We start from the raw sequence: 26927 nt of genomic DNA, 5'->3' as shown, positions 1-26927 counted from the left end.
TGCTGTAAACCTTGGTGCGTTAAATATTTTGTGTATATCGAAGGGAGTCATGCTCGCATGACCTCAATCTCGGGGTGTCGTTTCTTTTCGCCCTTTTCTTTGGACAAGCAAAGAAAAGGGTACAAACAAGCTCAGTTAAGGACTGGCTACCGCTGAATGACAGAAGAGGATTAATACTCCACCCTCGCCTCTACACACCCAGGAAGATGCTTCAAAGCGAACACCAACGAATCCGCTGGCTGCACAGCCCACTCGGGCGCTAGTTTATAATCGGCGGCGAGTTTAGCTTGTTGATATTGTAGGTTAATAACCACTGGGCAGGCGCCATCTTTATGTTGATTCAGCTTTTCGTTCAACTCGATTATGGTATCAGGCCCAATGATCGTATCGGACATGGTAATAACAATTTTTTTACAATATTGTTCTCGCGCCTGTTCGAACGACAAAACGCTATTTGCACTCACGCTGACACCACCGGAATAATCATCGTGACGAGCTTCGCCATCGATTACCACCACGCTATCCTTGGTTAAGATCTCACGGTATTTTTCATAGGTTTCGGCGTATACCGTGACATCACAGCGTCCTGATTTATCATCGATGGTTAGAATTCCCATTTTATCACCGCGCTTGGTCGTCATCACACGCATCGCAATAATAAGACCAACGACACGAGCCGAACGACCACGGCCGGTTGGCTGTAAATCGCGCAGGCGAGTGATGGTCATCTGCCGAATTTCAGGCACGTAGCGATCGATAGGGTGACCGGTCAGATACAGACCGAGGGTGTCTTTCTCGCCCTGCAGCACCTGTTCGTCAGTCCAAGGCCTCACTTTAACGTATTGGTGCTGCTCTGACGCTGTGGTCGCAACCACACTGCCAAACAAATCGTCTTGGCCCACTGCCTGACTCTTATTAAACTGCTCTGCCGCTTTAATCGCTTCGTCCAGCGACGCCATCAGGGTAGCCCGGTTTGGGCCAAGCTGATCGAGCGCACCAGCACGGATCAATGATTCTAAAACACGACGGTTGGCCTTTTTTAAATCGACCCGGCTACAGAAGTCGAACAGGTCATCATACGGACCGTTTGCTTCGCGCTCGCTAACAATGCTTTCGATCGCCCCTTCACCGACACCTTTAATCGCGCCAATGCCGTATACGATTCGACCCTCTTCATCAACCGAGAATCGGTACTCACCTTTGTTTACGTCGGGTGGCGTAATCGTAATGCCCTGCATTTCGGCATCTTCGACATAGGTCACTACCTTGTCAGTGTTATCCATATCGGACGACATAACTGCCGCCATAAACGAGGCTGGATGGTGCGTCTTCAACCATGCCGTCTGGTAGGCGACTAAGGCATAAGCGGCCGAGTGCGATTTGTTAAAGCCATAACCCGCGAACTTTTCTACCAGATCGAAAATCTTCATAGCAAGATCGCCATCAACGCCATTTTTCTCGGCACCTTCTTTAAAGATGTTTCGTTGGCGCTCCATCTCTTCGATTTTCTTCTTACCCATAGCACGACGAAGCAAATCCGCACCGCCGAGCGAGTAACCCGCCAGCACCTGAGCGATCTGCATCACCTGCTCCTGGTACAGAATAATGCCGTAAGTCGGGTCAAGAATCTCTTTCAGCCATTCGTGCTGATAATCTGGGTGTGGATAGGAGACCTTATCCAGACCATGCTTACGACGGATAAAGTCATCAACCATGCCAGACTGTAACGGTCCGGGACGGAACAGCGCCACCAGTGCGATAATATCTTCGAAGCGGTTCGGTTTAAGCCGCTTAATCAGGTCTTTCATACCACGGGATTCCAGCTGGAATACGGCCGTAGTATTAGCTTCTTGCAATAACTTAAATACTTCCGGATCTTCGGTATCAATCTTAGTGATATCAACCGGTTGTTCACCTTTTCTTTCTAAGATGCCGTTAGCAGTATCCAGTGCCCAGTCGATGATGGTAAGCGTTCGCAAACCCAGAAAGTCAAACTTCACCAGGCCAGCGCTTTCGACATCATCCTTATCGAACTGAGTGACAACATTGCCACCGGTTTCGTCGCAATAGAGCGGCGCAAACTCTTCCAGATCACCAGGAGCGATTACTACACCTCCGGCGTGCTTACCGGCGTTACGCGTTACACCTTCCAGCTTACGCGCTAAGTCCCAGACCTCACGAAAGTCTTCATCTTCTTCATACAGACGTGGTAATTCAGGCTCTTCTTCATACGCCTTTTCCAACGTCATGCCCACTTCAAACGGAATCAGCTTAGCGATCTTATCGACAAAACCATAAGGGTGGCTGAGTACACGCCCGACATCACGAATTACCGCTTTCGCCGCCATGGTACCGAAGGTAATAATCTGCGATACGCTGTTCCGGCCATAACGATCGGCTACGTAATCAATCACCCGATCACGTCCTTCCATACAGAAGTCGACGTCAAAATCAGGCATCGAGACCCGTTCTGGGTTCAAGAATCGCTCAAAGAGCAAGTCAAACTCGAGTGGATCAAGATCAGTAATTTTCATGGCGTAAGCCACTAATGAACCTGCACCAGAACCCCGCCCTGGTCCCACAGGCACACCGTTATCTTTTGACCACTGAATAAAGTCACCAACGATTAAAAAGTAACCGGGGAACCCCATCGAGTTAATAACGTCGAGCTCAATTTGTAGCCGCTCGTCGTACGGCTTACGAATTTCTGCAAAATTGTCCGCATTGCGATCATAAAGGTGGTCCAGACGCTTCTCCAACCCCTCTTTTGAGACATGCTCAAAGTACTGCTCAATGGTCATGCCTTCGGGGATTGGGAATTCCGGCAGGAAATATTCGCCTAAACGCAAATCCATGTTACAACGCTTGGCAATTTCGACCGTATTCTCAATCGCCTCAGGAATATCGTCAAACAACTCGATCATTTCCTCGTCCGAGCGTAAATATTGCTGATCGGAGTAATCTCGCGGACGTCGCGGATCGGCCAGGACTCGGCCCTGGTTAATGCATACTCGGGCTTCGTGCGCATCAAAGTCATCTTGACTCAGGAAACGTACATCATTCGTTGCGACAACCGGTGTGCTCGAGCCTTGCGCCAGACCTATCACCTGATGAATATATTCATTTTCCTGAGGTCGGCCAGTCCGTTGTAATTCGAGATAAAAACGATTGGAAAAATGATGGTTCCAGAAACCTAAATATTCGGCGGCCTTACCCATTTTGCCAGCGAGGACCGCTTTACCAATATCACCATCCTTACCACCGGACAGAATGATCAGATCACCATTTAATTCGGCCAACCATTCCTTTTTGACCATTGGCAGCCCACGGTGCTGGTTTTTCAGGTAAGCGCGAGAAATTAGATACTTAAGGTTCAGGTAACCATCCTGGCTCATGCATAAGGCGGTCACGCGGAAGAAATTCTCTTCTTCGTCCGGATTTTGAACCAGTAAGTCAGCACCTGCTATCGGTTTAATCCCCATTTTCATGGCAGTAGAATAAAACTTTACCAAACCGCACATGTTCATCTGATCGGTCATGGCGACGGCAGGGATTTCACGTTCGGCACACTCGCCCAGCAGTGACTTAACCCTGACCAGGCTATCCACCATGGAATATTCGGTATGAAGTTTTAAATGGACAAAACGAGGTGCCATAATTAATTCGTATCGTTAGTCTTCGTTATTGTTGATATCGACCCATTATAAATAGGTCCAGAATGCATTGCAGTAAGATTATTCAGTATTGAGTCTCAAAGCTCTAACTGTTGCTGAATCGGTGCATACGACTTGCGGTGTATGTCCGTGATACCCAGCTTCATAATGGCCTCACGGTGCTGCTTTGTTGGATAGCCTTTATGCTTGGCGAAGCCATAACCGGGATACTTGCCTTCCATCGCCTTCATCTCATTATCTCGGGCAACCTTGGCTAATATCGAAGCTGCACTAATCGCCGGCTCCTTGCTATCACCTTTGATGATAGCTTCCATAGCACAGTCTAGCTCAGGACAGTGGTTGCCATCAATCAATGCCAACTCCGGCTGGTGCGACAAAGTTTCCACACTACGCTTCATGGCGAGTAAACTCGCCTGCAGGATATTAATCTGGTCAATCTCTTCGACATCGGCCCGCGAAATGGACCAGGACAGTGCTTTTTCCTTAATTTCCTCAGCCAACGCTTCTCGGCGTTTCTCCGTTAACTTTTTAGAGTCCGCCAACCCTTCTATCGGCTGCTCAGGATCGAGGATAACGGCAGCTGCCACTACCGGACCAGCCAAAGGACCACGCCCAACCTCATCCACACCTGCCACTAACAGTGGGCGTTGTTCTATTGTATCAACCATCGGTTAATGCCTCAGTTTGTCGAATACCATTTTCCGACCACCAGTGCTCAATCGAATCAGCCGCATAGACGTTAGCATTTTTGCTTAAGGTCTGGTGCCACTTGGTAAACTCTGCTTCGACTTCCTGCCAGCGTTGACTGCGGTTATTGTCATGGTCACCAATCCAGGCACGCACCTCGGCAAACAGATTATCGGCCGTACAATCATCCTGGATTAATTCCGGCAAAAGATCTTTTTTCGACAACAAGTTAGGAATAGCAAAGGTATCAATGGTCAGTAATTTCTTAAAAATGTTGTAGCTTAAAGCACCAACCTTGTAGGCTACCACGGTAGGTCGTTTTATCAACATCGCTTCCAGCGTCGCGGTGCCGGACGCCATCACAATATAATCGGCAGCAGCCATAGCCACTCTCGACTGTCCATCAATCAACTTAATATCAGGCACAGAGCCGTGTTTCTCAACGGCTTCCGCCAGCTGCATTCTAAACTGCTCCTCACGCTTTTCGTTCGCCATCGGCGCGATAAAGGTGATTTCCGGATAAAATTTCTTTAACAGAAATGCCATCTCAATAAAGTCCGGTCCCAGTAGCTTCATTTCAGAAGCACGACTTCCGGGCATCAAGCATACCATCTGCTGCATTGGAGTAATGTTTAATGACTCTCGAGCTTCATCCTTATCACTCTGCATTGGGGTCTCATCCGCTAATGTATGGCCCACACAGAAATTATCAATGGCGTGCCGCTGATATATGTCCTGTTCGAATGGGAACAGACACAGCATTAGATCCACCGCTTTTTTGATCTTATAAATACGTTTTGGTCGCCAGGCCCAAACTGACGGGCTGACGTAATGTACGGTTTTAATACCCTGAGCTTTCAGTTTCTGCTCTAAACCGATATTAAACTCTGGCGCGTCAATACCGATAAACAGGTCTGGCTTAGTATCCACCCAATAGCGAGCAAGATCTGCACGCATTTTTAGCAATCCAGGCAGTTTTTTTAGTATAGGAACTAACCCCATGACCGATAGAGTTTCCATCGGATACAGACTGGCACAGCCCTGCTCTTGCATTAATGGACCACCGACACCTTCAAACATGGCATTTGGGTATTTTTTCTTCAGTTCAGAAATTAATCCGGCACCTAAAATATCGCCGGAGGCTTCTCCGGCGACAATAGCAATTCGTTGAATAGATTTTACTGGCAACATGGCGCTTTTATTATCTTAAAATTCCGCGCTCAACCGATTGAAGGAACTCAATCAAGAAGTCGACGTTTGGGTCCTCGAGCTGCGACATTTCCGCAATCGCCTCATCCATTTTTAACGATTTGCGATAGAGGAAACGATAAGCTTTTTTCAACGCGCTGATAGTATCGGAGTTAAACCCGCGACGCTTTAAACCTTCTGAGTTGAGGCCAAAAGGCGCATTTTCTGCGACCAACACGAATGGCGGTATATCCTTGCTAATCGAACAATCCATACCAACAAAGGCGTGAGAACCAATTTTACAAAACTGATGGATCTTGGCAAAACCTGACAAGATCACAAAATCACCCACCTCAACGTGACCCGCCAGAGTCGCGTTATTAGACATGATGGTGTTATCCCCCAGCAGGCAGTCGTGGGCGATATGGGTATATGCCATAAACCAACCGGCGTCCCCAATTCGAGTTTCACCCCGATCCTGTATCGTGCCGCGATGAACAGTACAGCATTCACGGAAAACATTCCCATCACCAATAATGGTTTTGGTTGGTTCTCCAGCGTATTTCTTGTCCTGATTTTCTACACCAATCGACGAAAACTGGAAAAAACGGTTGTCCTTACCAATTTCCGTATGGTCACCAATGACAACGTGAGGACCAACCACAGTACCCTCATCAATACTGGTGTTAGCCCCAACGATAGAATATGGACCAATTTCAACGTTGTCCGCAATGTCTGCGGTTGAGTCAATAATGGCGGTTTGATGAATCACACTATGTCCTTTCGAGCACACATTAATTCAGCTGAGCAAACGACTTTGCCATCCACACTAGCTTTTGCACTGAACTTCCACATGTCACGTTTACGTCTTATAACTTCAACTTCCATTAGAAGCTGATCACCCGGTTCAACCGGCTTTTTAAAGCGAGCATTATCAATACCTACAAAGTAATATAAAGAGTCATCGCTTGGCAAATCTTCTGTCGTTTTAAATGCCAGAATACCCGTCGCCTGCGCCAACGCCTCCAACATCAAAACACCCGGAAATACGGGTCTATGAGGGAAATGTCCAGGGAAAAATGGCTCATTAACCGTCACATTTTTAATGGCGGTTAGGCGTTCCCCCGGCGTATAGTCTAATACGCGATCAATTAATAAAAATGGATAGCGATGAGGCAGGTGCTTCATTACCTCGTAGATATCCATACTGTTCATTTCATTTGAGCTATTATCGTTACTCATTGTCTGTTTCTCTATTTTGTTTCAGTTGAAGCATTTCTTTCTCTAGCTGCTTCATTTTACGCCACATGTCATCCAATTGGCGAAAGCGGATCGCACTTTTCTGCCAGCTTTTATTATCCTGATGCGTGGTTCCAGAGGAATAGGCACCAGGCTTTGTAATAGACTTATTAACAAAGGTTGTCGCTGTAATATGAGCATTATCACATACGGATAAATGACCTAAAATACTCACTCGTCCAGCAATAGTACAATGCTTGCCTATATTTGCGCTACCAGCAATCGCTGTACAACCGGCAATCGCCGTGTAATCGCCGATCTTCACATTATGGGCCACATGGATATGATTATCCAGCTTAACCCCTTGACCGATTATGGTATCTTCCATCGCCCCGCGATCAATCGCAGTATGGGAGCCAATTTCAACGCCGTCACCAATAACAACACCGCCAACTTGAGGAATCTTTACCCACTGGCCCTTTTCGTTAGCATAACCAAAGCCATCGGAACCGATCACAACGCTGGCATGAAGGATACAATCAGCACCCAAAGTTACGTTATGATAAAGCACCGTATTGGGATAAATTCTGGTACTTTCACCGATACAACAGTTTTCACCAATAGAAACGCCGCTCTCAATCACAGCACCGTCTTTTATTGCAGTACCGGAACCAATGACGGCATTAGGCCCGATATAGACTTTATCCCCTAGCTCTACATCAGTAGCGATCACCGCTGATTGATGAATGCCAGGCTGCGGATACGGCGTAGTATCAAACAATTGTGAGACCTTGGCAAAGCCCAGATAAGGATCGCGCATTATGAGCAAGTTACCAGAAAGGCTATCGGCAATGTCTGGCGTCACAATCAAGGCTGATGCCTGGCTCGACAAGGCTTTGGTCACGTATTTCGCCTGATTGATAAAACTGATATGATTTTTTTCGGCCTTATCTAACGGCGAAACCGCAGTAATGGTTAACTGCGGTTCTCCTCTTAGCTCAGCATTGATGGCTGATGCTATCTCTTGAAGCGTTTTTTGCAAAACCACTCCTTAACGAAATTGATTATTTCGATAGTTCTTGTAGTACCTGTTCAGATACGTCTTGAACACCAGGACCAATGTAAGGTACAGCACGACGATCCACTAATAAGTCATACCCACCGCGCTTTGCAACAGCATCTACCGCTTGCTGTAATTTCTTGCCCAGCTTTTTCATTTCTTCCTGAGTACGGCGTTTGAAGTCTTCTTTGTAAGCTTCTTCTTTTAACTTAAAGTCTGAAGAGCGCTTTTTCAAATCACGCTCCGTTGTTGTACGTTGAGTTGCAGACATCGTTTTCGCGTTACTCATATAGTTAGTACGATCTTCTTCGAGTTTTTTAAACTCGCGCTCTAACTGACCTTTTCTTCCTTTAAACTCTTTACTTAGTGTCTGCTGTATAGCTTCTCTTTCTGGTGTTTTAGTCATGATGTAATTTGTATCAATAACTCCTACTTTTGTTTCAGCGCTTGCCATCGTAGGAAGCATCAAAAGACTGACTAAAAATGCAAATACTATCTTTTTCAAAATCTTTCTCCAATTAAATTAAAATGTTTTACCAATGTTGAATGTAAAGGTTTCAGTGTCATCATATGGCTGACTTTTTATTGGGCGTGATATACTGAATTGTAATGGTGCCAGTGGTGAGTACCACTGCAACGAAATACCGTATGACGACCTATAATCCTTATATTCTGAGAAATCAGGCACAGTACTTAATGCACTATTTGGATGTATATCTAAATTTTCAAATCTATTAACGTCAAACTCAGTATCCCATACATTACCGACATCCACAAAGAAACTCGTTCGTACATTTGAGTTATCTTCTACAAATGGCGTTGGAAATATTAACTCAAATGCATTCAAAAATTTAGCATTTCCGCCAATAGAATAACGACTTACAGCAATCTGGTCATACTCTTCAGGTAAATAAACTGTAGTACTACCGGAGCCAGGGATGGAACCCGGAACCGATACAGAGCTTCTTATGCGCTGAATATCTCTTGGACCCACGGTATTCGGCTCAAAGCCGCGCAACGAGCCACTACCTCCTGCATAAAAGTTCGTAAAATATGGTAACGATGGTGTGTCGCCTAAACCATCACCATACGCCATACTTCCCCGTATAGAAAAGATCCAGTCATTTTCTTCGTTGATCGGAAAGTAATAATTATAGTCATAGGTGGCTTTATAGTACTCGAGGTCACCAATTTCAGTTCCTACCTCCAAGCGCCAGCTATGATCAACACCCTTAGATGGGAATATTGCACGGTTAAGACTATTATATCGAAAACCAGCATTAGCTGAGACAATGTCAAAATCAATCTCTGAGTCCACTCGAGCGTCAGCCCCTAACAAACTGAAAAAGTCGATTACTCGCTGTGAACTGGTCACCGGGGATGTGAGTGAATTTTTAGACACCCTCGCCCCAAGACTGAAGTTGGAAAACTCTCCAGTTGGAAAATACATAGTAGAGCCCAGTGCCAATGTATCGAGACTTTGCGCAATCAAGTTCAGCTTACTATAGTCGGTCTCACTATAATTAAGAGACGTATTTAAACCAATACCATTCTGTGTAAAGTAGTTATCCGTATAGCTGATATTAGCACTTTTCACAGCCTTATTTGTACTGAGCCCGATGGAAGCTGAGTTACCTGTTCCCATAAAGTTCTGGTGCGAAAGTTCACCATTTACGCTGAGTCCATAGAAGTCGTTATAACCTAAACCACCTGATATTTGTGCAGCATTACGCTCTTTCACGGTGAAGTTAACGTCAGCGCGATCAGTCTCGCCTTCTTTCTTTACGGTATCGACTTTAACTTCTTCAATAAAAGGTAATCTTTGTAGTCTGAGTTTACTCCGCTCAACCAGAGCAGAAGACAGAGCCCCACCTTCTGTAACACGTGACTCCCGTCGAAGCACATTTTCATCGGTGGTAACATTACCCTTAAATGATACATTATCAACGTAATAACGCTCTCCAGGATTAACCATAACGCTTAACTTAGCTTCGGCGGTATCCTCCAGTACTTCAGGGATGGTTCTTACTTCAGCAAAAGCATATCCATACAACCCTAATAGCTGCTTGATTTGCTCTTCAGCAAAGGTCATTGCTGCCGCTGAATAGACATCACCACTTTGCAAAGGAATCAAACGACGAATAGCTTCTTCATTAATCGTAAAGTCACCTAAGATATCTATTTCAGAGACATTATAAATGTCACCTTCACTCATACCCAGTGTAATATAAATATCTTCTGCATTTTCAGAAAGTGAAATTTCGGTAGAGTCGATCGAAAACTTCAGATAGCCCCTATCCTTATAATACGAAGTTAACGTCTCAAGATCTTTTTCTAAAGTCACACTAGAGTACTTATTGTCATCGGTAATAAACGTAAAAAGACCGCCCGTGCTTAACTCAAACTGAGAAATTAACTCTTCGTCTGAATAAACATTATTACCAATTAAGTTAAACTCTTTAATACGAGCCGAACCACCTTCTTTAATATTGATTCGTAACTGGACACGGTTTCGTGACAACTCAACAATTTTCTTTTCGACATCAAGATGATAGTGACCATTTGAGAAATACTGATTGGAAATTTCCTGCTCGATTTTATCCAGGACGAAGCTGTCCAACACCTCACCTTTGGCAATGCCAGCACCTCTCATGCCTTCTTCGAGCTGCTCGGTCTTAAGAACCTTATTACCTTCAATAATAATGTCAGAAATAATCGGACGCTCAACAACGATAACTTTTAACGTTGAACCGTCTTTTTCCAGTTTTACAAAGTCAAAATTACCCGTACGATAAACGGCACGAATAACCGATGGCGCACGCGCATCATCGATCGTCTCGCCAACACGGATCGGTAGGTCGGTAAAGAAGGTTCCCAGGGATACACGTTGCAACCCTTCAACTTGGATATCCTGTACTTCAAATGGCTCTATGGCCTGAGCTTTGGAAAATAATCCCGCTAAAACTAATGCAGTTACCGTTTTTCTTATCAAATGCATCTAATTATCTCTATTGGTTTAATCGGTCTATATCAAAAAATAGCGCTACAGCCATTAACGTCAGCAGTAATATGATGCCAACTCGCATCCCAAGTTCCATAATTCTTTCAGAAACTGGCTTACCGCGGATCAACTCGGCCAGATAATACATCAGATGCCCGCCGTCGAGCATAGGAATTGGCAATAGATTAACAAAGCCCAAGTTGACGCTTATCATAGCGAGATAAAGCAAGAATGCAACCATTCCAGCCTGCGCTGTCTGCCCCGCCCCTTGTGCGATTCCGACAGGCCCACCCACATTTTTAATTGATAACTTACCTGTCACCAATTTACCCAGAAAGCTACTGATCCGCTCGACCATTTGCCAGGTTTCCTGAGAGCCTTTTCCCAGCGCCTCAAAAAAGCCGTACTGGATGGTGTTATAACCGATAAAAGCAGCGCCAACGCCTAACACGCCCTGAGTCTCTGTTCCCGGTCTTAAGTCGGGTGTTGCGGTCACCTCTATCAGCGAGTCATCTCGCTCAATTGTCATCTGTAACGGCTGCTGTGGGTTCGCAGCAATAATATCGCCCATATCGCTCCAGTATTTGATAGGCTCACCATCTATACTGACAAAACGATCGCCAACTTTAAGACCCGCTCGCTCTGCGGCACTATCCTTGGCCACAACGCCAATTTCAGCTGGGCCATCGACACGTCCAAACTCCAGCCCTAACGCTTTAAATAAATCCTTCTGCTCATCTGGCTCTTGCCATTGACTAATATCAAGGGTCACCGTCTGCGTCGAGTCCTGTCCTACAGGCTTAACCAGCACGTCCAGTTGAGTATCATCACCAATATGATCCAGAAAGGCGAACAGGCTGTCCTGAGTACTTTTTACCGGTTTACCGCCAACGTCGATAATTTCACTTTTACCCGGGAAGTTAGCGCTTGCCGCCGGTGTTTCCGGGTACACTTCTGTGACAAAAGGCTTACCGACAGAAATACCCAACATAAAGACAAAAGCATATACCAGAATAGCCAACAAGAAGTTCGCCATGGGTCCAGCAAGCACGATGAGAATGCGCTTCCACACCGGCTGGCGGTTAAAGGCATAAGGCAAATCTTCATCACTGACCTTTCCTTCCCGCTCATCGACAAACTTAACGTAACCACCCAGTGGGATTGGTGCGATACAGAATTCTGTTCCATGTTTATTAAAACGACTCCAAAGCGGTTTGCCAAAACCAACCGAGAAGCGCAGGGCCTTTACACCCAGTTTTTTAGCAACCCAATAGTGCCCCCACTCGTGGAAAGTCACGAGTACGCCCAGTAGGACTAATAAGCCAAAAATACTCCAAATTGCAGTGGTCACGCGTTAGTCTCTCACTTAATTACGGTTAAATGGTGTTTGTTGAACTAAATGTTGAGCAAACTCTCTGGCTTCTTTATCGGCAGCCAACACTGATTCTAAGTTTAATGCTTCAGCATACTCGGTTGAGGTTAATGTTTGCTGAATCACCTGCGCGATCTGTGTAAAAGCGATTTGTTCGTTCAAAAACGCCTCAACCGCTACTTCGTTTGCCGCATTGAGCCTTGCCGGTGCATTCCCCCCCTGCTTCATCACCTGACTCGCCAGTGCGAGGCAAGGGTAACGTTCTTTGCTGGGACGATCAAAAGTCAGTTGCGAAATTTCCATGAAATCCAGCGGCGCCACGCCTGCATCAATCCGCTCCGGGAACGCCAAAGCATGAGCAATCGGTGTCCGCATATCTGGATTCCCCATCTGTGCCAACACCGAGCCATCGTTATAACGCACCATAGAGTGAATAATACTTTGCGGATGAAGCACCACTTCAACCTGCTGCGGCATAACATCAAACAACCAGCAGGCCTCGATCAACTCCAACCCCTTATTCATCATGGTCGCTGAGTCCACCGAGATTTTACGTCCCATATCCCAGTTCGGGTGCGCACAGGCTTCGTCCGGCGTAATCGCTGCAAACTCCGACAGGTCTTTCTTTAAAAAAGGGCCGCCCGAACCAGTCAAGACAATATTATGCACACCGCAGTGCTCAATACCTTGTTCCACAAAATGCTCTGGCAAGCACTGAAATATCGCATTATGCTCACTATCGATCGGTAACAGTGTAGCGCCATGGGATTTCACAGCATCCATAAATAAAGCCCCGGACATGACTAAGGCTTCTTTATTCGCCAAAAGTACTTTCTTGCCTGCTTCAGCTGCAGCCAGTGTTGGTAACAAGCCTGCCGCTCCAACAATCGCCGCCATAACCGTATCGACGGTTTCATGGCTGGCAACAAACTCGAGACTGTCAGCACCGTGTAAGACCTGAGTATTGAGCTTCTTATACGCGATGAAAGACTCCAGCTCCTGAGCTAACTCGGAATCGGGCATCACGGCATAGTCCGGCTCAAACTCCCGACATTGCAGCTTTAGCTGCTCCAAATTACGATTTGCCGTTAACGCAAAGACTCGATATTTATCGGGATGACGTCGAATGACATCCAGAGTATTGGTGCCGATAGACCCTGTCGCCCCTAAAATACAGACGCTTTCAACAGATTGCTGGTTGGAGTTACTCATAAAATCACTCTGTACCTTTATCCCAGCAACTCTAGCCACAGCACACCAACGACAAAGAAAGGCGCTACTGACAAGGTGCTGTCTAAACGATCCAGCAGTCCACCGTGTCCGGGTAAAATATTACTGCTGTCTTTAATTTCAGCGCGTCGCTTCAACATACTCTCAAACAAATCGCCAATAACCGACATCGCAACCATTAAGACAACAAAGATAATCAATTGTGCCCACTCGAAGTGCAAATTTAACAGCAGCGATACCGTTACTCCTAAAGCGACGGCCAATACCAGCCCCCCGATAACACCTTCCCAGGTTTTATTCGGACTGACGATTGGAGCTAACTTGCGCTTTCCGAAATTCTTCCCGGCGAAATAAGCGCCAACATCGGCTCCCCATATCACCACAAGCATTAACAGCAACATCCAGGCACCCAGATAATAATCCTGAGAGATATGGAAACTGCGAATAACCACGATAGCCAGCCAGGCGGCCGCTAAAATGGCCACTCCGAGCAACGCCCTCATCCAGGGCCCACGAAACAGCATTCGGGTTGCTCTGGGGTATAACAAAACTAAAGCTGTCGCCAGCACCCAGACCAGAAGCGCTACAATCAGAAGCTTAAAGGGATAGATTAGGTACCACTGTTGCGGCAGCTGAGCATCGACAAAAAACTCCAGCGCATGAAGCTGGTACCATAATCCGCCTACCGCCACTAATACAGCCGCAATAAAGCCACTTCGTACGACCAGGTTAGTTTGCAATAAACGCGACCACTCCCAGCCCAAAATGCCGAAAACCGGCAATAAAATCACTGAAAAGAGCTTTAGATTGGGTATAAATAATAAACATGCTACCAAAGGTAACAATAAAACAGCAGTGATAACTCGTTGTTTTAGCACTGGCCTAATCTCCTTGTTCTGCTGTCGTTACCTGCTCACCGGTTTGACCAAAGCGGCGCTGGCGCTGATTATAGTCAGCAATAGCTTGTTGCAAAGCATCACCGTCAAAGTCTGGCCACAGCATAGGACTAAAATATAATTCTGAATAAGCGGCCTGCCACAACAGGAAATTACTAATGCGTTGCTCACCACCGGTACGAATTAACAAATCAGGATCTGGCCCGCCGCCTGTTACCAGGTGAGCGGCAATGCCCTCTTCGGTTATTTCCTGCCCTTGAGCCGCTAACTGCTGTGCAGCCTGTACCATATCCCAACGACCACCGTAATTCGCAGCAATCTGTAAGTAAAGCCCATCATTATCCTGGGTCAATGCTTCGGCTTTATCAATGGCTTTACGTAACGTTTTATCAAAACCATCTTTATCACCAACCACGGTCAGTTTGACATTGTTCTTATTCAGCTTTTTCGATTCATTCTTAAGGCTGGTCGCGAACAGTTCCATTAAGAAGCTAACTTCATCCTGTGGCCTGTTCCAGTTTTCACTACTGAAAGCGAATAAGGTCAAGTACTTAACGCCTAGCTCTCCACACACTTCCGCCATCTCACGCGCTCGCTCCATGCCCGCCTTATGACCAAACACACGTTTTTTACCGCGTGCTTGAGCCCAGCGGCCGTTACCATCCATAATAATCGCGATATGGTGAGGGATCTTCTGCTCTGACACTCAAATTACCTTATCAATCTATTAATGTTCCATTATATATGAAAACGCCGTGAACAATTCACGGCGCCACAAGTCGCAAAGACAAATGCAAGGCATTAAATCTCTAGTAATTCTTGCTCTTTTTCTTCCAGAAACTCTTCAACTTTCGCCACTTTAGCGTCGGTTATCTTCTGAATTTGCTCTTCCGCACGACGTAATTCATCTTCAGTGATTTCTTTCTCTTTTTCTAACTCTTTCAACGAGTTATTAGAGTCACGACGAATATTTCGAATCGCTACTTTAGCATTTTCCGCTTCACTGCGAACCACTTTAATCAACTCTTTACGACGCTCTTCGTTCAGTGGCGGCATAGTAATACGGATCACTTGACCAGCAACATTCGGCGTGAGACCCAGATCAGACTTCAAAATCGCCTTCTCTGTATCCTGAATAGCACCCTTATCAAAAATCTGAAGGACTAATGTACGACCTTCCTGTACGCTAATACTGGCGACCTGATTAATAGGTGTTTCCGCGCCATAATAAGGAACCGTAATATGCTCAAGCAAGCTAGGATGTGCGCGGCCTGTGCGAACTTTTGCAAGATCGTGCCTGAAAGACTCAATGGTCTTATCCATACGCTGGTCGGCATCTTTTTGAATGTCATTAATCACAGAGTTATCTCCTACAATTGCTTGTTATAATCTTAATCAGGCTATTATGCCTAAATAAACGCTTGATTCAACGATAAAAGCAGGCAAAGAGTAGCTATTATGGATGGATCAGCGTGCCTTCATCTTTACCCAACACAGCATTTTCCAGAGATCCAGGTTGAGTCATGTCGAATACTCGAATGTTTTTGTTGTGGTCTCGAGCCAGGCAAAATGCCGTTAAATCCATTACTGCCAGCTCTTTATCTAAGGCTTCTTTATAACTCAAACGATCATACTTAACCGCAGACTTATCCTGAGAAGGGTCTGCTGAATATACACCGTCGACCTTAGTCGCTTTCAAAATCAGTTCAGCGTCGATTTCAATACCACGCAAACAAGCCGCCGTATCCGTTGTAAAGAAAGGGTTGCCCGTACCAGCACAAAAAATTACAACACGCCCTTTTTCCAACGTATTGATGGCACCACGACGGGAAAAGCCCTGACAGACACCGTCGATAGGCATCGCCGACAGCACCTTGGCTGGCTGCTCGATACGCTCGAATGCGTCTTGCAGAGCTAAAGAATTCATCACAGTCGCCAGCATGCCCATGTGATCACCGGTCACACGGTTCATGCCAGCTTCCGATAATTTCTGGCCACGGTAAATATTACCGCCACCAATCACCACGCCGACTTGTACACCTTGCTCACATAACGATTTGATTTCACTAGCGATTCTTTCCAGAACCTGAGGATCGATACCGAACGCCTCACGCCCCATCAAAGCTTCACCACTCAATTTCAATAAAATACGCTTGTAAGCAAAATCGGCCATGGTTTTTCCTTCTTGTTAGTTAGTAATGCCTTATCAGCAAATTACTTCTTCATTTGAGCAGCTACTTCAGACGCAAAATCGTCTTCTTTCTTCTCAATACCTTCGCCCACTTCAAAGCGAGTGTAAGAAACAACTTTAGCGCCTTTCTCTTTTAGAAGCTGACCAACTGTAGTTGAAGGATCTTTAACAAAGTTTTGACCTTCCAGCGTGATCTCATTAACGAACTTCTTGATACGGCCAACCATCATTTTCTCAACGATATCTTCTGGCTTACCTTCCATATCAGGCTGTGCTTTAATGATTTCTTTCTCTTTATTGATCACGTCAGGATCAACGTCGTCAGCAGTATTGAACTGAGGGTTGCTTGCCGCTACGTGCATAGCAACGTCACGAGCTAACTCTTCGTCGCCGCCTTCTAGAGAAACTAGAACACCGATTCGACCACCGTGTACGTAAGCACCTAATGTATTACCATCAACTTTGGCAACGCGACGAACCGTGATGTTCTCACCAATTTTCGCAACCAGGTTAGCACGCGCTTCTTCAACAGACTCGCCAGAAGGCATCGCTGTAGCATTCAACGCTTCAACGTCAGCTGTGCCGTTCTCAAGAGCAACGTCAACTACTTCAGAAGAGAACTTCTTGAAGCTGTCATCACGCGCAACGAAGTCAGTTTCAGAGTTAACTTCAACCAATACGCCTGTGTCACCCGATGATTTTGCAAGAATAACGCCTTCTGCAGCCACACGACCTGCTTTCTTCGCAGCTTTCGCCTGGCCAGACTTACGCATATTATCAATTGCCGTTTCGATGTTACCGTCAGCTTCAACCAACGCTTTTTTACATTCCATCATGCCAGCGCCAGTGCGCTCACGTAATTCTTTAACTAATGCAGCAGTAATTGCCATGATAGTATCTCCGATAGATTACTCTGCTGGTCAGGTTCAGCAGAAAACTTAATTAGAAAAGTCTACACCTAAGTGTTTAAACCTTTATGAAGCTTTATAGCTTACTGAATATAAAGGCTTTTCAAATGTCTTTTCAAAAAAGGGGGCCGCGCCCCCTTCATATACTCGACAGGGTCAACGATTACTCTTCGCCAGCCTCTTCAACAAACTCGTCGCTGTCAGCAACTGTGTTGCTTTGCTTACCGTCAAGTACCGCGTCCGCTACTGCACCGCAGTACAAGCGAATTGCGCGAATCGCATCATCATTACCAGGGATGATGTAATCAACGCCTTTCGGATTAGAGTTTGTATCAACAACAGAAACTACAGGGATTCCCATTTTGTTAGCTTCTGCAATTGCAATGCTTTCATGTTCAGCATCAATCACAAACAATACGTCTGGAAGACCGCCCATGTTCTTAATACCGCCAATTGACAGCTCAAGCTTTTCCATCTCACGAGTACGCATCAACGCTTCTTTCTTCGTCAAACGATCAAACGTGCCGTCTTCAGACTGTTTTTCCAAGTCTTTCAAACGGTTAATAGAACCACGGATCGTTTTGTAGTTAGTCAACATACCGCCTAACCAACGCTTATCAACGAAGAACTGACCACAACGAGTCGCTTCTTCTTTAACGATATCCGCAGCAGCACGCTTCGTACCAACGAAAAGGATTTTACCTTTGTTAGAAGCAATTTTACCTAAGTAATTCAACGCATCGTTGAACATAGGTACTGTTTCTTCGAGGTTGATGATATGGATCTTGTTACGCGCACCAAAGATGTATGGACGCATTTGAGGGTTCCAGAAGCGAGTTTTGTGACCGAAGTGCACGCCCGCCTGTAGCATGTCACGCATACTAACTTTAGACATAATAAATTCTCTCTTAAATTAGGGTTAAGCCTCCGCAAATCCCATTTCCCGACCCCAACCAGTGTCTTAATAAAAAGTCTTCTGGCGGAGCACCCCGGCAAATGTGCCGATCTGCGTGTGTTTTAAGTAAATAATCGTATTTGCAGCCCAATAAATAAACGTCTTTAAACGCACTTTCGAGCCACGGCGCGCTTTATACCATTTTTCAGGGTATAAGGCAATGTTTTTGGGTGATTTAGGTGGTTATTCGTCATTCCCGAGAAGTCGGGAATCTCGCTCTATTTTGCTTGTCATTGCGCCTACGAGCCTGTAACCCATTCTTGTCATTCCGGCCTACGAGCCGGAATCTAGAGACTTTTATTCCCCTAGCTCCATTATTTCGCCTTTCAGCGAGTTACTTTTCTTACGTGGATAAGAAAAGTAACCAAAAGAAGTCCACCCTACATTGAGATTATGCTACGCATAACTACCTTCGGATCATAAAATCACTTAACGCACCGTGAAATACAGTCCTTCCATGGCCTGGATTTCACTATTTGAATCATCCACGATTCAAATTGCTATGACTTTATTAATCCTCAGCTCAATGTAAAGGGGGGCTGGAGCAAGCCTGCACTTTAAGCAACAAAACCTCAACTTACGGACCAGCTCAGAGTTGAGTAACTTGTAATAAAAGACTAATGATAATAAAGTCTTACGAATGCACTCTCATAAGAAAATATTATACATTAGGAGAGATATTTGGATTCTCATGAAAGAAATTGCGACTGTGTTATCTGCAAGAGCAAAGTCGATGCTCAGCTTCCAAAATCCTTGGTAGATGAAATATTGAGTGGAAAAGTTACGTTTTTCACTGGAGCAGGTATCAGTACAGAGTCGCCTAAGGTGCTAAACATCAACTTCTACCAAGAAGTTGCAAGAGAAATCAACGCATCTGACAAGGATTGGAGTTTTCCTAAATTGATGCAAGAATTTTGTAAACAACCTAATGGGCGCATTAGACTACTACAAATGATACGTTCTAGGTTTAGGACTATAGACTCATTCCCTGAGTTACAGAATATGGCGACATCGTTCCACAAAGAACTCGGTACGCTTTTCCCTATCAAGAATATTGTTACAACAAACTGGGATACATACTTTGAAGATTACACTCACGCCACACCTTTTGTCCTTGATAGTGATCTTGCTTTTTGGGAGGTTGCCGAAAGACGCGTGCTTAAAATTCATGGTTCCATAGACAATCTATCAACAATAGTTGCTACTGAAGATGATTACTCAAAATGTGCTCAACGCTTAAATGAAAAACTCATTGGAGGAATGTTAAAGACTATATTAGCAACCCAAACAGTTATCTTTATCGGCTACTCAATGCGAGATCGGGACTTTCAAGACCTATATAACTTGGTCAAAACTCAAATGGATCTATTACACCGCCAAGCATATGTAGTAACACCTTTTGAAGAAGAGGCTAAACGCTTTGAAAAAGCGGGGCTCATACCAATTTTAACTGACGGAACTTATTTCTTAGAGTTAGTTAAGAATGAAGCTGTGAAGCTAGATCATTTTTTACCAGACTCATCATATGTTTTTTCGTCATATATGCTTAAAGACTTTGAAGCTGAGCACTCTAATATTAATAAAAACGTTTGCAACACAGAGTGTCCAGAAATTATATATTCGGCTTGCTATCAAGATGGGGTAATACATGCACTTCAGAGAATACAAAAAAATAAATATTCAGGTGAGTATTCACACTCTTGTCGGTTAGTGGCCTTAATTGAGCAGTATGAAAAAATACAATCGGACAAAAGAAAAGAAAAAAACTACTCTGGTGTTGCATACATAGAGGGCTACATCCGAGGGTTAATATATCACTTAAGTAACTTCGTTGAAGATGATGAGTTAAGAATTCCAAAATACTTTGCTTTTGGTGCTAAAAATGACTTATATACCTTTGAAGATTTTAATGCATTTGTTAACTCTAATCCTCAAGCACATAAAACTTCGTTCAAAAAAGCAAAAAAATATCTCGACTCATTAAATGATCCTGACAATATAGTAATTCATCACCCTCCATGGCTTTAATGTACAACAATAAACGTAAGGCGTGTTACATACACACAATTTGTCACTCAGAAAATCAATATCCACCTGAACTATGAAAATGAAATCACTCGAACTTAAAATCCCACCAGTTGCTCTGGTCATTATCGTTGCTGCTGGTATGTGGGGCGTGTCTCGCCTGACTCCAAGTTGGAGCTTTGATTTTCAGGGTGCGACGTGGTTAGCAATGGGTATCGGTTTAGTTGGTTGCTGTATTGCGGCTCTTGGCGTTTGGGAATTCGGCAGAGCTGGTACCACGGTTGATCCGCGTGTACCTGACAAATCAGAAAAGCTGGTTGTGAGTGGCGTCTATAAATTCAGCCGTAATCCAATGTATTTAGGGTTTCTTCTGATACTGTGTGCCTGGAGTTTAAAGCTAAACAGTCCGCTGAGTTTGCTGTTACTTCCCTTCTTCGTTCTTTACATGAACCGTTTCCAAATCATTCCTGAAGAACGGTGGATGCTAGATAAATTTGACGAGTCATACGAAAAGTACTGCACACAGGTTCGACGATGGATTTGATGTACTGCTGGCCAGGGCCCTACCTAAATAAATAATTAACAAAGGAAAAATATGAACTTAATCACCAAGTTTAGAATAAAGAGAGCTATTAGGAGGTTTATTTTAAGGTTGCCAACACTTTTAACTAAAGACTATGGCAAGAGAAAGCATTACACACCAAAACAAATCAAAGCGACTTTAGATCGCCATAGTCTTCGCTCAACACATGTGTTATACGCCTACGCTATTTTTGCTCATCACGATAGCTTCTACCAGCATCTTACTGATTCAGAGCTTGATACTAGTGTAAACAACTATGACATGATGAGGGAAAAAGTCGCTGAACAGTATTTTAATGGTGATACGACCTTCGATGCATCCAGCCTTGATACGTCCATCAATACCACCTCAGATCTATCTGACGTTGCTGGCGGAGAAAATATAGATGTAGGCTCTGGTAATTCTGATTCATAATTATAAGCCCAATGATGGCCTTGATAAGGAATAAAGACAATGTACATCCCTGAACATTTTAAAGAAAACGACACTCAAAAACTCCAACAGTATATTCGAGACTATAGCTTCGGGCTGCTGATCATCGCAGACGAAAATGGCGTTGAAGCAAATCATGTCCCCTTTCATCTTGAGTGCGCAGAGGGAGAGTCTCTCGGCACTTTACAATGTCATGTCTCACGCAAAAACACCGTATGGCAGCGCTCAATTGAAGGTAAACGGGTTCTTGCTGTATTTCAGGGGCCTAACGCTTATGTATCACCGTCATGGTATCCAACCAAGGCGGAAACCGGACGAGTCGTGCCAACCTGGAATTATTTAGCTATCCATGCGGAAGGGAACGCTCGGGCTATTGAAGATCCGGCATGGTTACATCGTCACCTCCAACAACTGACAGAGCAGCAGGAGTCGGGAATGGACGAGCCATGGTCAGTGGAAGATGCGCCAACGGATTACACTGACCGTCTGGCACGAGCTATTGTCGGTATAGAGATCAAAATCGACGTTCTAACTGGTAAGTTAAAAGCGAGTCAAAATCTGCCCGAGAGAAATAGAGCTGGAGTAAAGGCTGGCCTGGAGGAAGTCGAAGAACCCCATAAACGAGCGATGTCTGAGTTTATCGACTAGCAACAATTCGTAACAAAACCTAGCCATCGACTTCTTGCAACTATCGACCATTAAAACTAAGGTTAAAGGACAGGATAATAATTTAGGGAAAATCTTATGCCGATACCCTGGAAAAAGTGGGCAATTCAATATTTAGTAATGGCGATTGTATTTTTCGCACTTTTTGCTGGAGTGCAATACCTCAAAGGTAGAGGCCTCGAATACTCCGTGGAGTTCGGTATCTTGTGGGCATTGATTACCTCGACGATATTCCTTGCGACCAGAGCCTATTACTTTAAGAAAAATATTGCTTGCCAAGTATGTAACGATTTGCCAGCTGAAGAGGAAAGCTAGTTAAAATAAATGAAATATAGGTAGACAGCGGTCAATAAACCCTATACTCTGGTTACCAGCTAGAAAGAAGTCTCTATTTTCATCCTACATTTCATTGTAATTAGTATTAATTCATGTCCTGCAGTTTCTAAATATCAGTCTCCATTTACAGCTATTCAAGCCTCTTGAAGGCACCATTATTTTTAAGTTACAGGATATTATTATGTCTAATACAATTACAGGAACCGTTAAGTGGTTCAACGAGTCGAAAGGTTTTGGTTTTATCGAGCAACAAGACGGCCCTGACGTTTTCGCGCATTACAGTTCGATTAGTAGCTCAGGCTTCAAAACTTTGGCGGAAGGTCAAAAGGTTGAATTTACGGTTACTGACGGCCAAAAAGGCCCACAGGCTGAGAATATTGTAGCGCTTTAATTACTAGCATACTCTATTCAAGGGGCAAGTCTTTCGAGGCTTGCCTTTTTTATGGCTGAGTAAAACTGTTTGGCTATAATTCCCCTCTAAACACCTTCCCTTTTTAGATTTCCAAACCGTACCTTTGGTACAAAAACAGCAACTAGTCCCACAATCATCATGATGATAACCAGCAAGCCGGGTATCGATAATATCCAGCTCCCCTGTATTGATTCAGGGAACACAATGACACCTGGTCCTTCAAAGAATGAGGTTGTGGCAATATACAATGGAAACGACATGCGCCATAAATGCCTGGCGGTTTTATGCTTACCTTTAACGCCTCCGTTTTTCATCATTAACAGATCAAGTAACAAGGCGAATCCTGCTACACCAGCAAAGGCAAAGTATGGCGCTGATGAAAAACCATCGAATTTGCCATCGGCACTGTTTTTTGCTTCAACCCCGTAGTAAACAGCAGCTATCGCAACGCCAAGAGCGATAAGAGACAAAGCATGTGAGAACCATCGATACTGTGTTATTCGCTGCCCGACGCTGAGCCAAGCGGTTAGTACAAAGTACGATGTTAAAACACCCACCAACAAACTGATCATGACATTACGCTCAACCGCTAACCATACTCCTGCACCAGCCATAATAAGCATAGTGACGACAAATACCGTTCCACTCCTACGGTGAACTATTTTCCCTTTGCGAGCGAACATCGCCAAAAAGCCACTCAAGATAGCTATAACGCCGCTAGAAAAGTGGATCAGTGAAACCACAGAAAGCTCCATACCCTACTCCTTTATTATTTGATGTAGTTATACTAGCAACGGTAGTTATATTTTAGTTTGAGTAGATGTAAGGAAATATTATTTCCTCTGTCCTGCTAGCAAGGCTAGTTTTGAGCAGGTTCCAAGTCGGCCATAATACCCCTTAAAGTTACAGTTTTATTCAGTAAATTGTCGAAAATTAGATGCCCCGCTCGACTACTAGATGACACTCATATTTTCAGGAGCTAGACAATGGCACATGTTATTCACTCAATTAACGTCACGGCAGGAGGTTTATGTCACCACTTAGATAGTGTGGTGGATGATGCTCATCATCAATACGCTCTTAACTTAACGCAATCAGCTGATGCTTTGTTACTAGGAAAAAATACTTTCAATCTATTTATGGAGTTTTGGCCAAATGCAATCCATAATCCTGACTTGCCTGATAATACCGTAGCTTTAGCGCAAGCATTTGATCGTATCCCCAAGCTCATCGTTTCACGCAAAGCCATTAATTTAAACTGGAGTAACACCTACCAAATATCAGGCCCCGGCCTTACTCAACTGAGAAATAGACTGGAAAAGATAACTGGAACTGTGGTAATTTTCGGAAGTCCCAGCTTAGCCTCCTGTCTATTGAAAGAAGGTTTAATAAATGAGATTCAGATATTAGCCCAGCCGCTTATTGGTGCTAAAGGGCCTCGAGCATTTTCTGGACTCAAAGAGCAGGTGAAATTGGAACTTCTAGATACAAGTCCAATGCCCTCGGGTTCTATTTTATTACAATATCAAGTGCTGTAGTTGAAATTGATGCATGAGAACTTTGTATGAAGGGCTTGGCTAGAATGACTCTTAAAAAAGGAACAAACGATGAAAACCATACTAATAACTATTCTATTAGCATCAGGTTTAGCTGCATACGCTGAAACACCCTCTCGATTAATTGGAACGTGGAAGTCTAACGAGGCCTTAACTTTAAAGAGCATGGAATCAACCAAAGGTATTCCCGAGAAAAGCCGAGAGTTTTTCAGAAACGATTTCTTTGGGAAATTGGTCGTCGAAGTAAAAAGAGAAAATTTTTCTTCTTATTTTGCAGGAAAGGCAGTCGAGTCCAACACAAAGTACGAAGCTAAAAAAATAGACGACAATAACTTTATAATAAAGTCATATGATGAGATCACACAAGACTATACTGAGCTGAAAATAACTTTTATTGAAGACTGTTATTACACATTAGTCTCTAAGTGGCAGTTTAGAGAATATTTCTGTAAACAATAAATTAAAAAGGAATTCTAATGAAAAAATCAAAATTTGGAACAATAGGAATTATTTTAGGCGCTTTGGCGCTGGTACTGGCACTGGTCCATTTCTGGAGCGGTCCCTTCTCACCACAACCAACGTTAGAAACCACAATTGCGGAAAAAGCGGCGTCCATCAGGAACGCGACGGTTAACGCTTTAACGGGCAAAGAAATCGAAAAAGGAAAGCTATGTTGCTGATTGGGATTTAGATAAGGTTGCGGATGTGTTAATCGCTGTTTTGGGAGCGCTTGCCTTAATATTAGGAGTCGTTTCTTTTGCTAATAAAGGGCAAAATCGCATAGCAGGTGGAGCCGCAGCTTTAGACATCAGTGCGATAGCGTTTCAATTTATTGCCATGTACGCTATGGCGTTACTGGTTGTATTATTAATTGCTGCCGCTCTTTCTGGACTCGGTTTTGGCTGAATATGAAAACAGTATCGGACAAAGTAGCCTGGTATAATCAAGTCGAGACAAGGCAGTGGAAACGTTTATTGCATGCGATTGAAATATCCCTGATTTCTGTAATAGCGATAGCAGTGATTATAGTCATGTACCTTTATGGTGATGGCACTAAACTGCAACCAATATTAATCCTCTTCACAGCGGCGCAAGCCATTACATCAGGCCTGTTAGTACCTATTTTTTACAAAGAAAGCTTTAAACGTTGGCATCTGCAGCTAATCACGTTAGGCTTAGGTTCTGGCGTCGCCGTTTCTGCAATAGCAGCTCTTTCCATACTTAGCTTGCAACTCAACTGACAACAGAGTCCCAGCCCTACTCATATGAAAAAAAGTGACAAGAGAACAGAAAAACTGATTATCGAAACACTAACCGAAGCTTGTCACATTCTTTCTGACTCTGTACAAGGTTTCGAATGGTTAACACACATTGTTGACTATAAATCTTTCCCTGAATCGTTAAAGATCGTTTGTATCTTTGATACTCAAAACTCGCTCTCTAAGGCCATTCAGGAACATCAGGATAGCTTTCTACGATCACTCATTGTCGACAAACTCAGAGATATTAAGGTTCCTATAAAAAATAGTCGACAGCAGATTACTTTTGATACCGAGGAGGCCTGCGAGCAACAGCATGGCGGTAACTGGTCCCGTCGCTTTGAGTCAATCTGAGGTTATCGATATACTCTACAACAACTGCGTTATATAAGATCAGGACAAAAGCATGATTAGAAATGCTTCACCAGAAGATGCCAGCATTATCGCCAACATCTACAATTATTATATCCAAAATACGATAGTTACCTTTGAGACTGAGCAGGTGCCACCTTCCGATATTGCCGCCCGTATTCAAGACACAATACAGCAAGGTTTGCCCTATCTGGTATATGAAGAAAACGGTCATATTATCGGATATGCCTACGCCAGCAAATGGAAAGGCCGTTGCGCTTATCGCTTTTCAGTAGAAGTATCCGTTTATCTCTCACACCGCTCCCTGAGCAAAGGGCTCGGGACCGAGCTTTACCGGAAATTGTTCACTAAATTACAAAACTCGGGTTACCATGCAGCAATGGGTGGTATATCATTACCCAACCCTGCCAGTATCGCCTTACACGAGAAGATGGGTATGGAACAGGTCGCTCACTTTAAAGAAGTTGGTTTTAAATTCAATAAGTGGGTTGATGTTGGCTATTGGCAAAAGGTATTGAATTAATATTCGCAAGGAAGGTATATGTCTCTAACAGTTTTAATCATTGGTTGTTTTCTGCAATTTATGTTTGCGGGCTTTCAATTTATGTTTGTAGTATTTAGTGCTTCAGGCGCTGTAACTACCCATACAATTAAAGGCTTAAAGCTAAAGCTACTAAATGCGTCGGTGTTTATACTGCCTTTATCCAGTGCCGCAGTTATCACTCTACTGATTATTTTTTATAATAATGACTCACCTTATTTATCAAACTGGTGGCACGCCCTGCCTGTTGCTCTATCTATTTTGTATCTGATTTACGTTACGGCTTTAACTAAAGGCGAACCAACAGCAGGATTAAGAAAGCCACCTCAGTAGATGGCTTTGTT

The 26927-nt window shown here is 44.2% G+C and carries 30 protein-coding genes; 13 read left to right on the top strand and 17 right to left on the bottom strand.

The window, feature by feature from the left end; translation table 11 throughout:
- Nucleotides 1–170 precede the first annotated feature (170 nt).
- The 16 genes from dnaE to rpsB form a co-directional block, all read right to left on the bottom strand.
- Nucleotides 171–3659 (bottom strand): DNA polymerase III subunit alpha, encoded by a 3489-nt coding sequence (gene dnaE, locus H7708_RS06110; RefSeq protein ID WP_407929725.1) that lies wholly within the window; start codon nt 3657–3659, stop codon nt 171–173.
- A 92-nt stretch (nt 3660–3751) separates the two neighbouring features.
- Nucleotides 3752–4342, bottom strand: a complete 591-nt coding sequence (rnhB, locus tag H7708_RS06105; protein ID WP_223669591.1) for a ribonuclease HII — start codon at nt 4340–4342, stop codon at nt 3752–3754.
- A complete protein-coding gene (gene lpxB / locus H7708_RS06100; RefSeq protein ID WP_407929724.1) occupies nt 4335–5549 on the bottom strand; it encodes a lipid-A-disaccharide synthase in 1215 nt (404 codons plus the stop codon). The genes rnhB and lpxB overlap by 8 nt, the downstream gene beginning before the upstream one ends.
- A gap of 13 nt (nt 5550–5562) precedes the next feature.
- A complete protein-coding gene (gene lpxA / locus H7708_RS06095) occupies nt 5563–6321 on the bottom strand; it encodes an acyl-ACP--UDP-N-acetylglucosamine O-acyltransferase (protein WP_223669589.1) in 759 nt (252 codons plus the stop codon).
- Entirely contained in the window at nt 6318–6791 is a 474-nt protein-coding gene (gene fabZ / locus H7708_RS06090; protein WP_407929723.1) for a 3-hydroxyacyl-ACP dehydratase FabZ, read from the bottom strand. Before fabZ ends, lpxA begins: the two co-directional genes overlap by 4 nt.
- Nucleotides 6784–7836 (bottom strand): UDP-3-O-(3-hydroxymyristoyl)glucosamine N-acyltransferase, encoded by a 1053-nt coding sequence (gene lpxD, locus H7708_RS06085; protein ID WP_223669588.1) that lies wholly within the window; start codon nt 7834–7836, stop codon nt 6784–6786. Before lpxD ends, fabZ begins: the two co-directional genes overlap by 8 nt.
- Before the next feature lie 16 nt (nt 7837–7852).
- The gene (locus H7708_RS06080; protein WP_223669587.1) at nt 7853–8353 is read right to left on the bottom strand and encodes an OmpH family outer membrane protein; all 501 of its coding nucleotides are present in this window, start codon (nt 8351–8353) and stop codon (nt 7853–7855) included.
- Between the two features lie 18 nt (nt 8354–8371).
- Entirely contained in the window at nt 8372–10846 is a 2475-nt protein-coding gene (bamA, locus tag H7708_RS06075; protein ID WP_223669586.1) for an outer membrane protein assembly factor BamA, read from the bottom strand.
- Between the two features lie 10 nt (nt 10847–10856).
- Nucleotides 10857–12200 carry an RIP metalloprotease RseP gene (rseP, locus tag H7708_RS06070; RefSeq protein WP_223669585.1) on the bottom strand — a complete coding sequence of 448 codons (1344 nt, stop codon included), beginning with the start codon at nt 12198–12200 and terminating at the stop codon, nt 10857–10859.
- Nucleotides 12201–12215: 15 nt separating this feature from the next.
- Nucleotides 12216–13433: a 1-deoxy-D-xylulose-5-phosphate reductoisomerase gene (ispC, locus tag H7708_RS06065; RefSeq protein ID WP_223669584.1), complete on the bottom strand. Its 1218-nt coding sequence runs from the start codon at nt 13431–13433 to the stop codon at nt 12216–12218.
- Nucleotides 13434–13450: 17 nt separating this feature from the next.
- Nucleotides 13451–14329 (bottom strand): phosphatidate cytidylyltransferase, encoded by an 879-nt coding sequence (locus tag H7708_RS06060; RefSeq protein ID WP_223669583.1) that lies wholly within the window; start codon nt 14327–14329, stop codon nt 13451–13453.
- A 4-nt stretch (nt 14330–14333) separates the two neighbouring features.
- The gene (locus H7708_RS06055) at nt 14334–15053 is read right to left on the bottom strand and encodes an isoprenyl transferase (protein ID WP_223669582.1); all 720 of its coding nucleotides are present in this window, start codon (nt 15051–15053) and stop codon (nt 14334–14336) included.
- Nucleotides 15054–15148: 95 nt separating this feature from the next.
- Nucleotides 15149–15706 carry a ribosome recycling factor gene (frr, locus tag H7708_RS06050; protein ID WP_223669581.1) on the bottom strand — a complete coding sequence of 186 codons (558 nt, stop codon included), beginning with the start codon at nt 15704–15706 and terminating at the stop codon, nt 15149–15151.
- Nucleotides 15707–15803: 97 nt separating this feature from the next.
- On the bottom strand, nt 15804–16520 hold the full coding sequence (pyrH, locus tag H7708_RS06045; RefSeq protein WP_223669580.1) for a UMP kinase: 717 nt from the start codon (nt 16518–16520) through the stop codon (nt 15804–15806).
- Between the two features lie 41 nt (nt 16521–16561).
- Nucleotides 16562–17428, bottom strand: coding sequence for a translation elongation factor Ts (gene tsf, locus H7708_RS06040; RefSeq protein ID WP_223669579.1), 867 nt, complete (start codon nt 17426–17428; stop codon nt 16562–16564).
- 181 nt (nt 17429–17609) lie between these two features.
- A complete protein-coding gene (gene rpsB, locus H7708_RS06035) occupies nt 17610–18341 on the bottom strand; it encodes a 30S ribosomal protein S2 (protein WP_223669578.1) in 732 nt (243 codons plus the stop codon).
- A 741-nt stretch (nt 18342–19082) separates the two neighbouring features.
- On the opposite strand from rpsB, the gene H7708_RS06030 reads away from it, so the two are divergent.
- From H7708_RS06030 to H7708_RS06010, 5 genes are all read left to right on the top strand, one after another.
- The gene (locus H7708_RS06030) at nt 19083–20429 is read left to right on the top strand and encodes an SIR2 family protein (RefSeq protein WP_223669577.1); all 1347 of its coding nucleotides are present in this window, start codon (nt 19083–19085) and stop codon (nt 20427–20429) included.
- Nucleotides 20430–20508: 79 nt separating this feature from the next.
- Nucleotides 20509–20970 (top strand): methyltransferase family protein, encoded by a 462-nt coding sequence (locus H7708_RS06025; RefSeq protein ID WP_223669576.1) that lies wholly within the window; start codon nt 20509–20511, stop codon nt 20968–20970.
- Nucleotides 20971–21021: 51 nt separating this feature from the next.
- The gene (locus tag H7708_RS06020) at nt 21022–21423 is read left to right on the top strand and encodes a DUF6559 family protein (protein ID WP_223669575.1); all 402 of its coding nucleotides are present in this window, start codon (nt 21022–21024) and stop codon (nt 21421–21423) included.
- Nucleotides 21424–21462: 39 nt separating this feature from the next.
- Complete coding sequence (locus H7708_RS06015; protein WP_223669574.1) at nt 21463–22089, top strand: FMN-binding negative transcriptional regulator; 627 nt, start codon at nt 21463–21465, stop codon at nt 22087–22089.
- A gap of 535 nt (nt 22090–22624) precedes the next feature.
- Nucleotides 22625–22834, top strand: coding sequence for a cold-shock protein (locus H7708_RS06010; RefSeq protein WP_223669573.1), 210 nt, complete (start codon nt 22625–22627; stop codon nt 22832–22834).
- Between the two features lie 86 nt (nt 22835–22920).
- On the opposite strand, the gene H7708_RS06005 is transcribed toward H7708_RS06010, so the two are convergent.
- Entirely contained in the window at nt 22921–23610 is a 690-nt protein-coding gene (locus H7708_RS06005; protein WP_223669572.1) for a DUF2306 domain-containing protein, read from the bottom strand.
- A 231-nt stretch (nt 23611–23841) separates the two neighbouring features.
- On the opposite strand from H7708_RS06005, the gene H7708_RS06000 reads away from it, so the two are divergent.
- From H7708_RS06000 to H7708_RS05965, 8 genes are all read left to right on the top strand, one after another.
- Complete coding sequence (locus tag H7708_RS06000; protein ID WP_223669571.1) at nt 23842–24393, top strand: dihydrofolate reductase family protein; 552 nt, start codon at nt 23842–23844, stop codon at nt 24391–24393.
- A 69-nt stretch (nt 24394–24462) separates the two neighbouring features.
- Entirely contained in the window at nt 24463–24870 is a 408-nt protein-coding gene (locus H7708_RS05995; protein WP_223669570.1) for a hypothetical protein, read from the top strand.
- Between the two features lie 17 nt (nt 24871–24887).
- A complete protein-coding gene (locus H7708_RS05990; RefSeq protein ID WP_223669569.1) occupies nt 24888–25091 on the top strand; it encodes a hypothetical protein in 204 nt (67 codons plus the stop codon).
- A gap of 25 nt (nt 25092–25116) precedes the next feature.
- Nucleotides 25117–25317 (top strand): hypothetical protein, encoded by a 201-nt coding sequence (locus H7708_RS05985; protein ID WP_223669568.1) that lies wholly within the window; start codon nt 25117–25119, stop codon nt 25315–25317.
- 2 nt (nt 25318–25319) lie between these two features.
- Nucleotides 25320–25652, top strand: a complete 333-nt coding sequence (locus H7708_RS05980; RefSeq protein ID WP_223669567.1) for a hypothetical protein — start codon at nt 25320–25322, stop codon at nt 25650–25652.
- A gap of 24 nt (nt 25653–25676) precedes the next feature.
- Nucleotides 25677–26024, top strand: a complete 348-nt coding sequence (locus tag H7708_RS05975) for a Fis family transcriptional regulator (RefSeq protein ID WP_223669566.1) — start codon at nt 25677–25679, stop codon at nt 26022–26024.
- A 52-nt stretch (nt 26025–26076) separates the two neighbouring features.
- Nucleotides 26077–26565, top strand: coding sequence for an arsinothricin resistance N-acetyltransferase ArsN1 family B (locus H7708_RS05970; protein ID WP_223669565.1), 489 nt, complete (start codon nt 26077–26079; stop codon nt 26563–26565).
- 18 nt (nt 26566–26583) lie between these two features.
- Nucleotides 26584–26916: a hypothetical protein gene (locus tag H7708_RS05965; protein ID WP_223669564.1), complete on the top strand. Its 333-nt coding sequence runs from the start codon at nt 26584–26586 to the stop codon at nt 26914–26916.
- The last annotated feature ends 11 nt before the right edge of the window (nt 26917–26927 follow it).

It is taken from the genome of Kangiella shandongensis, assembly GCF_020005365.1.
Taxonomy (GTDB): Bacteria; Pseudomonadota; Gammaproteobacteria; order Enterobacterales; family Kangiellaceae; genus Kangiella; species Kangiella shandongensis.
This window is presented reverse-complemented; position numbering and strand designations above follow the sequence as displayed.